Raw genomic sequence first — 16,684 nt, 5'->3', positions numbered from 1 at the left:
CATCTCCTCACGGGCTGGGCAAATCGAGTTTGCTGTAGCCCAGACCATTCATTTTCTGCACTTTTATCTGCACCGGAATACGCTCTTTCATCGCCTCGACGTGACTGATCACACCAATGGTTTTGCCGCTGGCGTTGAGCGCATCCAGCGCATCCAGCGCGGTATCCAGCGTTTCGGCGTCCAGCGTACCGAAGCCTTCATCAAGAAACAAAGATTCGATACGCGTTTTATGACTCACCAAATCGGACAGCGCCAGCGCCAGCGCCAGGCTTACCAGGAAGCTTTCGCCGCCAGAAAGCGTGCGCGTGTCACGGGCAGTGTCGGCTTGCCAGGTATCGACAACGTCCAGTTCCAGTAGATCCAGCGCGCGGCGTTGCAGCAGATAACGCCCGTGTAAGCGATCCAACTGACGATTGGCCAGCGCCACCAGATGATCAAGCGTCAGCCCTTGGGCGAACCGGCGGAATTTGTCGCCGCTGGCCGAGCCTATCAAGTCGTTGAGCAAGCTCCACTGCGCCAGCGCGACGTCGTCTTGTTCAATCTGCTGCATCAATTCTTGCTGCTGAGCGCGCAACGTTGCATCGCTAAGTAACTGCTGCTGCGCCTGTCCTTGCTGACTGGCGTTTTCGCGGAGTGCCAGCCGTAGATTTTCTAGCTGCTCACTTAATGCCTCAGCAGATGTCGGCATATTCTCTGGCTTCGCCTGTTGATGCGCGGCAAAACGCTGCTGCACTTCCGCCAGTCGCGCCCGTTGCTGCTGCTGTTGCTGATCCAACTGTTGCAGGTGATGACGCAACTGCTGCGCAACCTGTTCTTCCAGCAAGGCCGCGCGCAGGCTGGCTTCATCGCTAAAGGCGGCGGCGCTCAAGGCGCTGTTGAACGCCTGCTCGGCATCGGCCAGGCGCGTTGCCAGCGAGGTTAACTGGGTATCCATCACCGTCAGCTGTCCGCCCAGGCTGCTGACTTGGGTTTGCGCTTGCTGCCAGCGGCTTAAGCTTTGCGCCAGCTGTGACTCTTTTTGTTGCAGCGTCGCCTGCATCTGCTGGCGCGCAGACGACACATCGCGATCGCCAAACAGTGAAGTGCGCCGTTGGCGCTGTGCGTCAAGCTGCGAGGTAATCAGCGTGAGCTGTTGTTGCTGAGTGTTAAGGCGTTGCTGCTCGCTTTCAAGCTGCTGCTGAAGAGCGTTGACCTGGTTTTCAGCGCGCGTCAACTGCGGTTGCAGTGTGGCGAGCCGCTGCTCGCTCTTTTGCCACTGCTGCCAACGCTGCTGCTGAGCCGCTAACCAATTTTCACGTTCTTCCGGCGACGGCGACGTTAGCGCGGCATCGGTCAGTTGCTGTTGTAGCGCATCGTTAAGCTGCTGCCAGTTAGCGTGTTCCTGCCGTTGACGCTGCTGCACGCCTTCCAGCGTTTGCTGCTGATTTTTTAAGGTTTGCTCAGCCAGTTGCTGCGCCTGCTGATGTTGCTGTAAAGCCTGCTGTTGCTGAATGTAGCGCTCTTTCGCGGTCTGGCGTGTGCGCTCAGCGGCGTCCTGCGCCTGAAGCAGTTGATATAGCCGGGTTTCCTGCTCGCTTTGCTGCTGCTGCCAGCGCGTTAAATCAGCCTGATCGTTAAGCGTGAAGGTAAGTGCCAGCTCACTGCTCAGTGCTTGCCACTGCTGAGTAAGGGTTTCATTCTGACGGGTAAAATCAGCGATTTCTTCGCGCAGCGTTTGCTGCTGAAGGGTGAACTGATTTAGCTGCTCTTTTTTGCTGGTTCCCGCTTCTCGTAACGCCTCGACCTGAACTTTAAGCGCCGCCAGCCGCTGCTGGTTTTCGCTGATTTCCAGTTGGGTGTAAGCCTCAACTGCCGGATGGGTGCAAGAACCGCACAGCGGGCAGGGCTGATCGGCCTCAAGGCGTGCGCGGTAATCAGCGAGATCGGCAATATGCTGTTCCAGCGCGCAAATCTTCTCGACATCTGTTAGCTGCTGATTTTCACGCTTCCAGTCATCACGCAGCTTTTGCAGTTCAGCTTCGCCCTGCTGGTGCGCTTTTTCCAGCGCAACAAGGCGCTGCTGACGTACATTAAGCTGCTGTTGCAGCGGTTGCCACTGCGAGGCGATAAGCGTCAAGTTCTGTCGCTTATCACGGCTGTTTTGCAGTTGCGTAAGGGAATGACGCACCGTTTCAGGCGGATCGTTTTGCTGTAGCGAAGTTAGTACTTGCTCCGCCTGTACCACTACTTGTAAAGCCTGCTGTTCGGCTTGTTGCAGCGGTGCTGCCTGTTGCGCTTGTTGGCTAAACTGCTGCTGCTGCTGGGCTAACTGCTGCTGCAACTGTTGATGCTGCTGGGTTAATTCAGCCAGCACGATTTCACGCTGGGTTAACTGGGCAAACCGTTCCTGCCACAGCGACAGCGATGCGCCCCATTGCGCCACATCCGCCAACTGCGCGCAAATCACCTGCTGAGCGGCTTGCTCTTTTTGCAACGTCTCAAATTGCGCATTTTCACGCGACAGCGCTTGCTGTGCCTGCTCGCAGACGCGTTGTTGCCGATCCTTTTCACCTTGCTGCTGCTGTGCTTGTTGATGCAGCGTGGCGATTTGCTGATCGAGTGGAATCACCTGTTCCGTTAACAGAGTTTCCTGCTGCTGCTGCACGTGCAACGTCTGTTCGCGCACCTGCTGCGCGTCGGTGTAGGCAAGTTGTTCACGTTGTTGAGTCGCAAGAGACTCCTGATGCTGCTGCGAAAGCTGCTGTTGAGCCTGCAGCACGTCACGCTGTTCGCGCTGTAATTCGTCACGCTGTTGCAGTTTGCCGCGCAGCTTCTCTGCCGGTTCGCTGCGAGCCAGCCGCTGACGATCGACCTCGGCGGCTTGCCACGCCTGTTCTGCCTGTTGCAAGGCGTCAGCGATCTGCCGCACATCAGTACTGAACTGCTGCGCCTGCTGCTGCCATTGCTGCTGTTGATGGGCATTATCATATTGCGCGGTTAGCGTCTGCTCCGCTTCGGTAAGTGAAGCGATTTGCTGCTGTAACGCCGCTCGCGTTTCGGTATCAAGCAGCGCCATACCGCCCGCTCGGCTGCGCAGCAGCGCTAAGGCATTTTTTGACTCTTTATGACGTTCAAAGATTGCCATGGAAATCAGGCCATAAATCTCTGTGCCGGTGAGTTCTTCCAGCAGTTCAGCCCGTTCGCCTGATTTGGCGTTAAGAAAAGCAGCAAACTGGCCTTGTGATAGCATCATTGAACGCGTGAAGCGTTCGAAATCGAGGCCGGAAAGCGTTTCGATCAGCTTTAGCTTGTCGCTGACTTTGTCTGCGACAATCTGATCGTCGGCACAGCGTGCCAGTTCCACGCGTGGTGCCTGCAACTTGCCATCCGCCGTGCCGCGTGCGCGGTTCTGGCTCCAGAAGGCGCGCCAGGCTTCGCCTTTGATTTCAAATTCAACTTCCGCCAGACATTCAGCGCAGTCGCGCGTCATCAACGCATTTTGTGTTTGTGAGATGGCACCAAGACGCGGCGTTTGGTGATACAGCGCCAGGCAAATGGCGTCCAGCAAGGTGGTTTTACCCGCGCCGGTTGCGCCGGTAATGGCAAATAATCCATTGCTGGCAAAAGGTTCTGCACGGAAGTCGATAAACCACTCACCGCGTAACGCGTTGAGGTTTTTAAAACGTAGCGTGAGGATCTTCATGTGTTCTCCTCAATGTCAGCCAGCGTGCTGCGGAACAGCGTATTGAGCTGCTGGAGTTGTGCTTCATCCATGTCGCTGTCCAGGGCTAAGCGGCGAGCAAATACCTCTTCTACTTTCAGTTCGCTCAGCGTTTCGTTCTCAAGCCGCGCAAGGCTGTGCTGGCGCAGTTCACGGCTGCGGCGCAACAGCAGCACCTCAACCGGCAATTCAGCGGTCAGCGCTTCAACCCGACGCTGCAAATCACTGAGATATTCCTGCGTCGTGACTTCAATATCCAGCCACACCGGTTTCTCATCCTGATAGGTTTGATATTCGGCAAGCTGCTGCTCAATTTGCGCCAGCGAGCCTTTGAGCATCTGCATCGGCTGAAACTGCGGCACCGTAAGCGGTGTGACGCTTTGCAGACCATGGGGGGCAAATTCAAGCAGGAAAACGCTTTTTTCCGTGCCTAATTCATCAAAACTCAGCGGAATGGGGGAGCCGCTGTAGCGAATATGTTCACTGTTGGCCACGCGCTGCGCACGATGAATGTGGCCCAGTGCGATGTAATCGGCGGCAGGGAAAGCGGAAGCCGGGAATGCATCTAACGTCCCGATATAGATATCGCGCACTGACTCGCTTTTGCTCACGCCAATCGTGGTGAGATGGCCTGTGGCGATAATCGGCAAGGACAATGCATGCGCCTGGGCGGCGACAAAACTGCGCTGATAGTGGGCGGAAATAGCGTCCAGCAGGTTAACCTGTTTTTCGCGGCCTGATTGACCTGCACGGCTGCGCATGATGTCACGCGGACGCAGATAGGGAATGGCGCACAGCAGCGCGCCCGGTTCGCCCTTACGGTTGTTCAGCACCAGCACTTCGTCGATCGGTGTCGCAATAACGCGGGTATTCAGGCAGGCAAGCAGCTCGCGTGACTCATTCAGTGTGGCCACCGAATCGTGATTACCTGCCAATATCACTAACTGGCAGCCGCTGGGCTGTAGCGCCACCACAAAGCGGTTAAACATTTCACGTGCATAGCTTGGCGGTGTACCGGTATCAAACAAGTCACCGGCGACGATCAAGGCATCGACCTGATGTTGCTCAATCTGTGCCAGTAGCCATTCAAGGAAAGCCTGATGCTCAGCTGCCCGGCTTTTATTGTAAAAGAACTGCCCCAAATGCCAGTCCGCGGTATGAATGATGCGCATAGAACTCCCTGCTAAAATCAAATGCCCGGCGATTATACCTCATACTTCAAGCTGCAGATGCGTTGGCTGCGCGTGCGTGCTCCGGGCTCTTATCCGCTTGCCGCCTCCCTGCAGCTCGAATTATTTCGGCTATCAATTTATAAATGCTGCCTGCTTAAATAAATTTTCACGTCTGGCCTCAGCGCTTAACGCAAATCATAAAATGTTATGTCGCTGTCAACGTTCGGTATTAAAGCCTGATTTAACAGGGTATGTTTTTCATAAAAGTGTCACAAAACTGACGCATAATGGCGCCGCGAACATCAGTGACAGCCGTCATATCAGCAGGAGTAATAATGGCTAAGCGCATTTTGGTTGTGGAAGACGAAGCCCCAATCCGTGAAATGTTGTGTTTTGTTCTGGAGCAGAACGATTATCAGCCAATCGAGGCGGAAGATTATGACAGCGCGGTCGGTAAACTGATTGAACCCTGGCCCGATTTGATTCTGTTGGACTGGATGTTACCCGGCGGCAGCGGTATTCAGTTTATCAAGCACCTTAAACGCGAAGCGATGACGCGTGATATACCGGTGATGATGCTGACCGCTCGAGGCGAAGAAGAAGACCGCGTGCGCGGTCTGGAAGTGGGCGCGGACGATTACATCACCAAGCCGTTTTCACCGAAAGAGTTAATGGCACGTATTAAAGCGGTGATGCGCCGTATTTCACCGATGGCGGTGGAAGAGGTGATTGAGATTCAGGGCTTGAGTCTGGATCCTTCCTCACATCGCGTAATGTCGGAAAGCACGCCGTTGGAAATGGGCCCGACCGAATATAAATTATTGCACTTCTTTATGACGCACCCGGAACGCGTTTACAGCCGTGAACAGCTGTTGAACCACGTTTGGGGCACCAATGTGTATGTCGAAGATCGTACCGTTGATGTGCATATTCGCCGTTTGCGCAAAGCGCTGGAACTCTCTGGCCACGATCGCATGGTTCAAACCGTTCGCGGAACAGGTTATCGTTTCTCTGCCCGCTACTAAACGGAGCCTTACCCGTGCTGGAACGCCTCTCCTGGAAGAGATTATTGTCGGAACTGGTGCTGGCGTCTTTGCCCGCGCTGATTCTTGGCCTGCTGTTCGGCTACTTGCCGTGGCTACTGCTGCTCAGCGTGTTGGGCGTATTGCTGTGGCATTTCCATAACCTGATGCGTTTATCGCATTGGTTATGGCTGGATCGCACCATGACGCCACCGACCGGGCGCGCCAGCTGGGAACCGTTGTTCTACGGTTTGTATCAAATGCAGCTGCGTAACCGGCGGCGGCGGCGAGAGCTAGGCAATCTGATCAAGCGTTTCCGCAGCGGGGCAGAGTCGCTACCGGACGCCGTTATTCTCACCACCGAAGAGGGCACCATTTTCTGGTGTAACGGCCTGGCGCAGCAGCATCTTGGCTTACGCTGGCCAGAAGATAATGGTCAGAACATCCTGAACCTGCTGCGTTATCCTGAATTCTCCCGCTATATTCGCCAGCGCGATTTTGATAAGCCGCTGACCCAAGTGCTGAATAATCAGCATCACATGGAATTCCGCGTCATGCCCTACAGCGAAGGACAATGGCTGCTAGTGGCGCGTGACGTCACGCAAATGCACCAGCTGGAAGGGGCAAGGCGCAACTTCTTTGCCAATGTCAGCCATGAACTGCGCACGCCGTTAACGGTGCTGCAAGGGTATCTGGAGATGATGAACGATGCGGTGATGAACGAAAAGTCGCGGAGCAAAGCGCTGCACACCATGTCGGAGCAAACGCGCCGCATGGACAGTTTAGTGAAGCAGCTTCTGACTTTGTCACGCATTGAAGCCGCACCCGCCATTGATCTAAAAGAGAAAGTCGATGTGCCAATGATGTTAAAGCTGCTGCAACATGAGGCTGAAACGCTGAGCGGCGGGCGGCATGAAATTCATTTCCATACCGATCCCCACTTGAAAGTCTTTGGCAACGATGAACAACTGCGCAGCGCCATTTCCAATCTGGTTTACAACGCCGTTAATCATACGCCGGAAGGCACACGCATTGATATCAGCTGGCTGCGCAGCCGGCAGGGCGCAATCTTTAAAGTCTGCGATAACGGGCCAGGTATCGCGCCAGAACATTTGCCGCGTCTGACCGAGCGTTTTTATCGGGTCGATAAAGCCCGCTCGCGAGCAACAGGCGGCAGCGGCTTGGGCTTAGCTATCGTTAAGCATGCGCTGAGCCACCAAAACGCGCGGCTGGAGATCACCAGTATTCCTCATCAGGAAACCTGCTTTACCTTTACGCTGGCACCGAGGTTGATTGTCAGCATCGGGATGCAGGAGAATGCAGTTCATTAACGGTTAATGGACGTCCTCATGCGTGCGCTTCTTTACTCTCTTCTTTTGTTGCTGCCTGCCATAACGCAGGCACAATCGATTACGCTTTCCGGCAATTTAAGCAGCGTAGGATCGGACACGCTGGGCTACCTGATGACATTGTGGGGCGAGGACTTTAGCCGTCAGGCACCGGGAGTCAATGTGCAGGTGCAGGCGTCCGGTTCTTCCACTGCACCCACCGCATTAGCCGCGGGTGCTGCTCAACTGGGCGCAATGAGCCGCCCAATGCAGGTAGATGAACGTCAGGCATTTGAAGCGCACTACGGTTATCCGCCACTGGCGGTACCGGTAGCCATGGATGCTTTGGTGGTGGTGGTGAATCAGCGCAATCCGTTGCAGCAGATTGAGCCGCGTCAGCTCGACGCGATTTTCTCTATCACCCGACTGTGCGGCGCAACCGCCACGCCCGCTCGCTGGGGCGATCTCGGACTGCAACAAGCGGATTGGATAAAGCGAAATTTGCAGCGTTACGGCAGAAATTCCGCTTCCGGTACATGGGGGTTCTTTAAACAGCAGGCGCTGTGCAATGGCGATTTCCGTAGCGACGTGGCAGAGTTTCCCGGTTCAGCTGCGGTGGTGCAAGCCGTTGCAGGCAACCCGCGAAGCATTGGCTATGCCAGCTTCGGCTTTCATCTCAGCGGTGTAAAAATGTTGTCGGTCGTCAACGCAGAGGGTGACGCGGTAGCGCCGGATGCGAACACCATTCGCAGCGGTCAATATCCGTGGGCGCGCCCGCTTTATCTTTATGTGAACAAAGCGCCAGGTAAACCTTTGCCTCCACTTGTCGCGGCTTTTTTACAACAGGTGCTGTCGCCACAAGGCCAGCGTCGTGTAAGCGAGGCTGGTTATCTTCCTCTTTCAGATAAGCAAATCGCGCAGGCGCGCGCTGCGCTTGAAAATAATTAACCTGATTATCGCTCAACATGAATTTCTTTCACGTTAACTGAAATTTCTTCTATTGCAGATGAAGGGTTCGCATGTCACTCTTTGGTTAGACATATAGCCATCCAGATGGCCAAAAATAACCAAGCGAAATTATTCCCTGCCGCAATTATGTGTCAGGTGAGTCAGAGGTGATCATGCAACAACATACAGCCCCGTTCCGTGCCGATACCGTGGGTAGTTTCCTGCGTCCTGCAGCCATTAAACAGGCGCGTGAGCAGTTTGCTGCAGGCGAAATTGATGCAGTTGAACTGCGCCGTGTAGAAGATGAAGCGATTCGCGATGTTGTGGCTAAGCAGCGCGAAAATGGCCTGAAAGTGGTCACTGACGGCGAGTTTCGTCGTGCATGGTGGCACTTCGACTTTTTCTACGGTTTGGAAGGTGTCGAGCGCTATGAAGCGGATCAAGGCATCCAGTTCAACGGCGTGCAGACCAAAGCGCATGGTGTGAAAGTGGTCGGCAAACTGGGTTTTGCTCATCATCCGATGCTGGAACATTTCCGCTTCCTGCAAAGCGTAGCCGGTGACGCAGTGCCGAAAATGACCATTCCAAGCCCGAGCGTGCTGCACTTCCGCGGTGGCCGTAAAATGATTGATGCCAACGTCTATCCCGATTTAGCGGAATACTTTGACGATCTTGCACAGACTTATAAAGACGCCATCAAAGCCTTTTACGACGCGGGCTGCCGTTTTCTGCAGTTGGATGATACCGTTTGGGCATATCTCTGTTCAGAAGATCAGAAAAGCCAAATCCGTGAGCGCGGTGATGATCCTGAAGAGTTGGCGCGTATTTATGCACGCGTCCTGAACAAAGCGTTGGAAGGTAAACCTGACGATTTAACGATCGGACTGCATGTCTGTCGCGGCAACTTCCGTTCAACCTGGATCTCAGAAGGCGGCTATGAGCCAGTGGCTGAAATCTTATTTGGCTCCGTGAATGTTGATGAATTTTTCCTGGAATATGATAACGAGCGTTCTGGTGGTTTCGAGCCGCTGCGTTTTATCAAGCCTGGCCATCAACAAGTGGTGCTTGGCTTAGTCACCACTAAAAACGGCGAGCTGGAAGATCCAGAACAGGTGAAAGCGCGTCTGTCGGAGGCGGCAAAGTTTGTCAGCCTTGATCAGATCTGCCTCAGCCCGCAATGTGGTTTTGCCTCGACTGAAGAAGGCAACAGCCTGAGCGAAGAGCAGCAGTGGCAGAAGATTCGCCTGGTGGTCGAAATCGCTAATCAGGTGTGGTAAGGCTGTAAAGTTGTGCAGACAGGCGCGTAAAACGCGCCTTTTGTGCATCTAAGAATCGGTTAATGCTGAAACTTCCCACGGCTTGAGGAAAAAATAAGCACATCATCTTATGTGCTTAGGCTAAATATCGAAGCTATTCTCTAGCTTTGCCTTAAATTGCATGATTAACGTCTGGTTTCCCGATCCCGTATTGCCTTTCTCCGCTATAAACGTTTTACTTAGCGCCGTTGTCGATCCATCCCTCCGTGAACAGAATAAAAGCCGCTTAAATCACCTGCGCTTTACCTCACGACGAGCATAATGCGCTGACATTGGCTAGCAAGTCGTTGTTTTGACGCAGCGAGGGGACAACGCAAACTCAACTTCCACCGCAACATCAGTGACAGGCCGTATGACACATCGTTTAACTCCGAAAGACATTCTCGCGCTGGGCTTCATGACGTTTGCCCTGTTTGTTGGCGCGGGCAATATTATATTTCCGCCGATGGTTGGTATTCAGTCTGGTGAACATGTCTGGATTGCCGCGCTTGGTTTCCTTATTACCGCTGTAGGTTTGCCGGTGATCACCGTTGTTGCGCTCGCGCGCGTCGGCGGCGGCATTGATGCGCTCAGCTCGCCGATCGGCAAAGTGGCGGGTCTGGTGCTGGCGACCGTGTGCTATCTGGCGGTTGGCCCGCTGTTTGCCACGCCGCGCACCGCAACCGTCTCCTTTGAAATCGGCATTGCGCCGCTGACAGGTGACGGCCCGCTGCCGCTGTTTATCTATAGCCTGATCTATTTTGCCTTAGTGATCGGCGTTTCGCTCTATCCGGGTAAATTGCTGGATACCGTTGGCCATTTCCTCGCACCGCTGAAAATTATAGCGCTGACCTTGCTGGGCCTGGCTGCGCTGCTGTGGCCAGCAGGCGATATCATTCCCGCAACGGTAGATTATCAACGTGCGGCTTTCTCAAGCGGCTTCGTTAATGGTTACTTGACGATGGATACGCTGGGTGCGCTGGTGTTCGGTATTGTTATCGTCAATGCGGCGCGTTCACGTGGCGTAGAAAGCGCTGCCTTACTGACGCGTTACACCATCCTGGCTGGCCTGATTGCCGGTGTTGGCCTGACGCTGGTTTACCTCAGCCTGTTCAAACTGGGTTCAGGAAGCGGTGCGCTGGTTGATCAAAATGCCAACGGTGCGGCTATTCTGCATGCTTATGTCCAGCAGACTTTCGGCGGTATGGGTAGCCTCTTCCTGGCTGTACTGATTTTCGTTGCCTGTATGGTGACAGCCGTTGGTCTGACTTGTGCGTGTGCAGAATTTTTTGCACAACACTTGCCGCTGTCGTATAAAACGCTGGTGTTTGTGCTGGGCCTGTTCTCAATGGTGGTGTCGAATCTTGGTCTTAGCCATTTGATTCAGATTTCGATTCCGGTGCTGACAGCTATTTATCCGCCATGCATCGTGCTGGTCGTGCTGAGCTTCACCCTGAACTGGTGGAACAAAAACAGCCGTATCATCGCGCCGACCATGTTGGTTAGCCTGCTGTTCGGTATTGTTGATGCTATCAAAACCACCGAGTTCAAAGCGCTGCTGCCTGCCTTCAGCCAACACTTGCCGCTGGCAGATCAGGGACTTTCCTGGTTGCCACCGTCGTTAGTGATGCTGCTGATTGCGGCGGTGGTCGATCGGGTGAAAGGGCGCGAACAGGTTAGCGTTCACTCGTAACGGTAAACAGTTTTTTCTCTAACCACGGGCTTGCCCGTGGTTTTTTCATTTTCACAGGTACAGGTTGTTATGCAAGAAACCAATAAGCTCAAACGCGGACTGAGCACGCGCCATATCCGTTTTATGGCGCTGGGATCGGCGATTGGAACCGGGCTGTTTTACGGTTCTGCTGATGCTATCAAAATGGCGGGACCGAGCGTTTTGCTCGCTTACATTATCGGTGGCGCAGTGGCTTACATCATCATGCGTGCGCTGGGTGAGATGTCGGTGAACAATCCACAGGCCAGCTCTTTTTCTCGCTATGCCCAAGATTACCTTGGCCCTTTAGCCGGGTATATCACCGGCTGGACCTACTGTTTTGAGATCCTGATCGTCGCTATTGCCGATGTCACCGCTTTCGGTATCTACATGGGCGTCTGGTTTCCCGATGTCCCACACTGGATTTGGGTATTGAGTGTGGTGCTGATTATCGGTGCCGTGAATCTGATGAGCGTTAAGGTGTTTGGCGAAGTCGAGTTTTGGTTCTCTTTTTTCAAAGTCGCCACCATTATCGTGATGATTTTGGCCGGTTTTGGCATGATTATCTGGGGGCTTGGCAACGGCGGACAGCCCACCGGTATCCACAATCTGTGGACCAATGGCGGCTTCTTCGCTCACGGTATTGTTGGCATGTTGCTGTCGCTACAAATGGTGATGTTTGCCTACGGCGGCATTGAAATTATTGGGATTACAGCGGGTGAAGCCAAAGATCCGGCCATTTCAATTCCCCGTGCTATTAACTCTGTTCCCATGCGTATTCTGGTCTTCTACGTCGGTACGCTGTTTGTCATCATGTCGATTTACCCCTGGAATCAGGTCGGCACTTCCGGGAGCCCATTTGTATTAACCTTCCAGCATCTTGGTATTGCTGCAGCGGCTTCAATCTTGAATTTCGTGGTGTTGACCGCGTCGCTGTCAGCGATTAATAGTGATGTCTTTGGCGTGGGACGCATGCTGCATGGCATGGCACAGCAGGGCCATGCACCGAAGATCTTTATGAAAGTCTCTGCTCGCGGTATTCCATGGGTCACGGTGGTGGTCATGATGTTTGCCATGCTGATTGCGGTGTACCTTAATTACCTGATGCCCGAAAAAGTCTTCCTGGTGATTGCTTCACTGGCAACGTTTGCCACGGTTTGGGTATGGATCATGATCCTGCTGTCGCAGATCGCTTTCCGTCGCAAAATCGGTAAAGAAGCGGCCAGCAAACTGAATTTTGCGCTACCCGGTGGAAGCTGGACAGCCGGTGTGGGCGTGGCGTTTTTAGTGTTTATTATCGGCCTGATTGGTTATTTCCCGGATACGCGTATCTCGCTGTATGTCGGTATGGTGTGGATCGTTGTACTGCTGCTCGGTTATAAACTGGTGCGTAAGCAGGCTTGATCGCGAGAGAGCCTCTCTTCATGAGGGGCTCTCTTTCTATCTGTTAAATAGCTTAACAGGTGGGTGTCAGTAATTAGGCTGGCAATGAATAAATCCGGTGAAGTGTAAGTTTAGCGGGCGTTAAATCGCTTTTAAAAAATCGAATAATACCCGGCCAACTCATCCGCGAAAACAGATGGATTATTATTAAAACGGATTCAGCAAAGCGTTAAAAAATTTATTGATGTATTTTTTATATTTAAATATTATTTATCTTTTAATTTCAATAGGTTGATTAATTTAATTGTATTACTGTGTGAATAAATAAAAGCGGCGAAACTATTCGCCGAAAAAAAATCAAAAAAAATAAAGAGAGTAATTCAAAGGGATGATTGACAGCGCTATCCTAATACAAAAATATAGTGCCGAACAGTCTCTGTAATGAAATGAGAATTGTGCTATTTGCTGATTTTTTAATTAATCATGGTACGTGAACTATTTATTTATTTTACCCTGTTATTTATTAGCATTCAGAACCGAAGTATCGTAATTAATGGGGTATATTTATTTATAATACAGCGCCTTAGAGAATGCCTCTGCGCTGAATTGATAAGGTTAAAGCGTACTGGCCGGCGTTATTCTACAGTTTGTCTGATGCCGTGTCGTTGCGCCGTGTATAACACGTCATTACTGAGGTCGTCTTTGGCTGTGAGAAGCCGCAATAACGGAGTGATTTGCGCCGTGGCCGGGAAAGGCATCCTCAACCAATGATTATGCGATGGCGCGGGTGCGTTGAAGTGAGCTGGCGGGCGCATATGTCTCATCAGGCGTTGGGCAGCCCGTGCTGAGCAGCCCTAAATGACGATAATGTTCGCCTTGCCAGTGTCCTTTATTCACCACCGCGCTGTAGTCATGCCCGGATAATTCACCGTCGGCGAAACTCCACGTCGTCCGGGCCGTGGCCGCTTCTGTGTCCTGGCGATTACCCCGCATAGGAGGGCGAACGCCATGACGACTCAGCTTTACCTCTTTTTCTAACTGATACTGTTCCTCTACGTGTAGCGGGGGAGTCACCCGCCGCCGCGAGCAAAATACCCCTGCTCGCCAGCGGAAAAAGTGGGCAGCCATCTTAGGCGCCTGTGCCTGCCTGGCGTATTTAGTCGAGCAGGGCGCTATTATCGACCAATGCTTTGATTTGCTGATAAATAGCCGCATTGGCTAACAATACTGGATTACCCTTTTTCAACCCGTCGTTGCGCAAATAATCATTGGTTACACCGCCTGCTTCACGCATTAAAACGATACCTGGCAAGCTATCCCATGGATTCATGTGCGCTTCGTAATAGCCGATTAGCCGTCCTGCAGCCGCCCAGGCACTGGTTAAAGCGCCAGAGCCGATGCGAATAAACATTCCACCCTGAGCGGTTAACCCCGTAATCAGCGAGGTGACGCTTTCTGAGGGAACGCGGCTGGAATTACTTAAACCGAGCAAACCTTCATTTAAATGCTGGGCGTTATGAGCATGAATCCGGGTTTCATTCATCCATGCACCTTGTCCCTGACGGGCATGAAACAGCTCCTGATGATTGGGATCGCACACCACACCGATCACCGCTTCGCCTTCGCATAACACGGCCAGCGAAACGCACCAGTTATGCAGCCCATTAATGAAACAGGCGGTACCATCAATGGGATCAACCACCCAAACATAGGTGGCACCTTGCGTATTACCGCCACTTTCTTCGCCGATCACCGCGTCGTCCGGGTAACGTTCAGCGATCAGCGTTTTGATCAGGTCTTCCACGTTGCGGTCGGCTTCGCTGACGACGTCCTGGAGATCCCTCTTGTGTTCCACCACTAATTTTTGGCGCTGTTGATACCAGGAATAAGCACGGCTGGCAGCCGCACGGGCAATTTCGCAGGCATAACGGTAGCGCGCGTCTGTTTCAGAAGTCGAAGCGGATGACATCTTTCCCTCTTATGATTTTGAGACATATCGAACGGAAGAAACGCCTGAGCAGGCGGTCTGGCTGTGTGATCGACTTAACAAAAGTTAAGAAAGGCTTCATTAAGCCGCAGATAGCCACCGATGGCAAGAAGGGGAGAAGTGCGTCCGCACGCTTTTTACCGCATACGGACTTTTTCGAGAAGGCAATTAAGCGTTAGCTTTACCAATCATACGCATATCATTGCCGGTTGGCGCCTGATGAACGCGCAGACCGAAGGTCGGCAGCACAGCGAAAACATGGTCAAAAATATCTGACTGAATATTTTCATACTCTTGCCAAATCGTGGTGTTGGTAAAAACATAAATTTCCACCGGCAAACCGTCCTGGCCTGGTGCCAGCTGGCGCACCATTAGCGTCATGCCTTTATGAATTTGCGGATGCGTTTTCAACCAGCTTTCAAGCCAGACTCGGAAAGTGCCAACATTCGTCAGACGACGACCATTCAGTGGCGAGGTGAGATCGCAACCTAGCTGTGCGTTATAGGAAATCAATTCCTGCGTTTTACTTTCCAGATAAGGTGACAACAGAAGCGCGCTTTTCAGCGATTGCACATCATCCTGCTCGAGAAAGCGGATGCTGGTGGTATCAATGTGAATGCTGCGCTTGATGCGGCGTCCGCCTGATTCTGACATACCGCGCCAGTTTTTGAACGAATCAGAAATCAACGCGTAGGTTGGAATGGTAACAATGGTGTTATCCCAGTTACGCACTTTCACCGTGGTCAGGCTAATGTCGATAACGGCACCGTCAGCACCATATTTCGGCATCTCCAGCCAGTCATTCAGCTTCAGCATGTTATTCGCAGAGAGCTGGATGCCCGCCACTAATCCCAGAATCGGATCTTTAAACACCAGCATCAGCACCGCGGTCATGGCACCTAAACCCGTGATTAGCACGCCCGGCGATTTGCCTAACAGCAGCGAAATTACCATGATAATCATCAAAATAGCGGCGATAAGCTTCAGAGTTTGAATAATGCCGCGTACGGGAATCTGCTGCGCTAGCGCGCTGTTGCTGCTTAACTGCTGCAAAATATCCACCAGCGAGAAGAACATCAGCAGCGCAAAAATCATCATCCAGACTTGTGCCACCACAATAATGGCGGTGTAAACCTGCTCGCTGTTATGCAAGAAGAGTTCAGTTTGCAGTTTGAATAACACGCCTTGCATCAGCCAGACAAAACGGCTGAACAGGCGATTATGAATCATGGCTTTTGGCCACTGGCGGCTGCTTTTTTCAGCATGGTTACGTAGCAACGGCATCAGCGTGCGATGAAGGATGACGTGGGTAATAACAGAGATAAGAATAATTGTCGCCAGCACAATTAACAGTGCGACGGTATCGGTGTAATGCTGGAGGCCAGCTTCTTTGAGCCAGCTGATAATATGTTGCTGCATGATTTTCCCTGGTGAAGCGCAAATAAAGTCGCCGCAGAGATTACGGTGCTCAGCCCAGGAACGTTATACGGATTGGTCTCGAATTCTAAAGTTGCCGCTGGTGTGCCAGCGCCATCAGGCGCGGATAAAACTGAAAGAAAAGTTTCTCTAGCGCCGGATAGTGATCGACAAAATCCTGATAGGAGTCGCGCAGGGCAGCTAAGCGTGGACGCCGGCTCGCCATGCCATGCAGCACGCGTTCAAGCCTTGCGGGCTGCGCATAATGCTCAAACCAGCGTTCACGCCACATTACGGCGTTCAGCGATTTAAACTCATCAGGCGTGGACGCCAGCTGCGGCATAATCTCTTTTTCTGCGATGGCAGAAAATTGCGCCAGCGACAGCGTGGTATGAAACGTGGTCCAGTGACGCGCCAGAAAATGATCCCAAATCACGTCCAGAGTAATTGGCGCAACGCGATAGGTTTCGGGGCGAAACAGCTGACGCGCTTCACGGACTTCTGGCAGCGAATCGGTCATGACGTCTAGACGACGGTGCATAAGAATGCCGTCAGCGACCGGCGTTGGCCAGTGCTGATGCGGGTTTCCGCGAACGAAATCAGCCATCAGATTGCCGAGTAACGAGCTGTCGGCGAGCTGGGCGAGGTGAAGATGAGCAAGAAAGTTCATGGGCGCATTATAGGCTGAACTGCCTTTGCGCAGCCAGTTGTTCAGAATTGGT

11 protein-coding genes and 1 pseudogene are annotated in these 16,684 nt (G+C 52.7%); 6 read left to right on the top strand and 6 right to left on the bottom strand.

What is annotated here, in order from left to right; genetic code table 11:
* Nucleotides 1-7: 7 nt before the first annotated feature.
* Together MUG06_RS09825 and sbcD are read right to left on the bottom strand one after the other, a co-directional pair.
* Nucleotides 8-3,682: an AAA family ATPase gene (locus MUG06_RS09825; protein ID WP_243078424.1), complete on the bottom strand. Its 3,675-nt coding sequence runs from the start codon at nucleotides 3,680-3,682 to the stop codon at nucleotides 8-10.
* Nucleotides 3,679-4,872 (bottom strand): exonuclease subunit SbcD, encoded by a 1,194-nt coding sequence (sbcD, locus tag MUG06_RS09820; RefSeq protein ID WP_243078423.1) that lies wholly within the window; start codon nucleotides 4,870-4,872, stop codon nucleotides 3,679-3,681. Before sbcD ends, MUG06_RS09825 begins: the two co-directional genes overlap by 4 nt.
* Nucleotides 4,873-5,207: 335 nt before the next feature.
* Between sbcD and phoB the strand changes: the two genes are divergently transcribed.
* The 6 genes from phoB (at nucleotide 5,208) to proY (ending at nucleotide 12,580) form a co-directional block, all read left to right on the top strand.
* A complete protein-coding gene (phoB, locus tag MUG06_RS09815) occupies nucleotides 5,208-5,897 on the top strand; it encodes a phosphate response regulator transcription factor PhoB (RefSeq protein WP_215847472.1) in 690 nt (229 codons plus the stop codon).
* Between the two features lie 14 nt (nucleotides 5,898-5,911).
* Nucleotides 5,912-7,225, top strand: coding sequence for a phosphate regulon sensor histidine kinase PhoR (phoR, locus tag MUG06_RS09810; protein ID WP_215847471.1), 1,314 nt, complete (start codon nucleotides 5,912-5,914; stop codon nucleotides 7,223-7,225).
* An 18-nt stretch (nucleotides 7,226-7,243) separates the two neighbouring features.
* Nucleotides 7,244-8,170, top strand: a complete 927-nt coding sequence (locus MUG06_RS09805) for a PstS family phosphate ABC transporter substrate-binding protein (protein WP_243078422.1) — start codon at nucleotides 7,244-7,246, stop codon at nucleotides 8,168-8,170.
* A gap of 173 nt (nucleotides 8,171-8,343) precedes the next feature.
* Nucleotides 8,344-9,447: a cobalamin-independent methionine synthase II family protein gene (locus tag MUG06_RS09800; protein ID WP_215847470.1), complete on the top strand. Its 1,104-nt coding sequence runs from the start codon at nucleotides 8,344-8,346 to the stop codon at nucleotides 9,445-9,447.
* Between the two features lie 391 nt (nucleotides 9,448-9,838).
* The gene (gene brnQ, locus MUG06_RS09795; protein WP_215847469.1) at nucleotides 9,839-11,158 is read left to right on the top strand and encodes a branched-chain amino acid transport system II carrier protein; all 1,320 of its coding nucleotides are present in this window, start codon (nucleotides 9,839-9,841) and stop codon (nucleotides 11,156-11,158) included.
* A gap of 69 nt (nucleotides 11,159-11,227) precedes the next feature.
* Nucleotides 11,228-12,580: a proline-specific permease ProY gene (gene proY, locus MUG06_RS09790; protein ID WP_243078421.1), complete on the top strand. Its 1,353-nt coding sequence runs from the start codon at nucleotides 11,228-11,230 to the stop codon at nucleotides 12,578-12,580.
* 753 nt (nucleotides 12,581-13,333) lie between these two features.
* Here the strand turns inward: proY and MUG06_RS09785 are convergent.
* The 4 genes and pseudogenes from MUG06_RS09785 to MUG06_RS09770 form a co-directional block, all read right to left on the bottom strand.
* A pseudogene (locus MUG06_RS09785) lies at nucleotides 13,334-13,633 on the bottom strand (histidine-type phosphatase); the annotation flags it as partial.
* A gap of 82 nt (nucleotides 13,634-13,715) precedes the next feature.
* A complete protein-coding gene (locus MUG06_RS09780) occupies nucleotides 13,716-14,528 on the bottom strand; it encodes an inositol monophosphatase (RefSeq protein WP_215847466.1) in 813 nt (270 codons plus the stop codon).
* Nucleotides 14,529-14,714: 186 nt separating this feature from the next.
* The gene (locus MUG06_RS09775; protein WP_243078420.1) at nucleotides 14,715-15,965 is read right to left on the bottom strand and encodes a mechanosensitive ion channel family protein; all 1,251 of its coding nucleotides are present in this window, start codon (nucleotides 15,963-15,965) and stop codon (nucleotides 14,715-14,717) included.
* Nucleotides 15,966-16,050: 85 nt separating this feature from the next.
* Entirely contained in the window at nucleotides 16,051-16,632 is a 582-nt protein-coding gene (locus MUG06_RS09770; RefSeq protein ID WP_215847464.1) for an ACP phosphodiesterase, read from the bottom strand.
* Nucleotides 16,633-16,684 lie beyond the last annotated feature (52 nt).

This window comes from Pantoea sp. MQR6 (assembly GCF_022761075.1).
GTDB classification, from domain to species: domain Bacteria; phylum Pseudomonadota; class Gammaproteobacteria; order Enterobacterales; family Enterobacteriaceae; genus Pantoea; species Pantoea phytostimulans.
The sequence above is the reverse complement of the archived record's forward strand: the minus strand, read 5'-3'. Positions and strand labels throughout refer to the sequence as shown.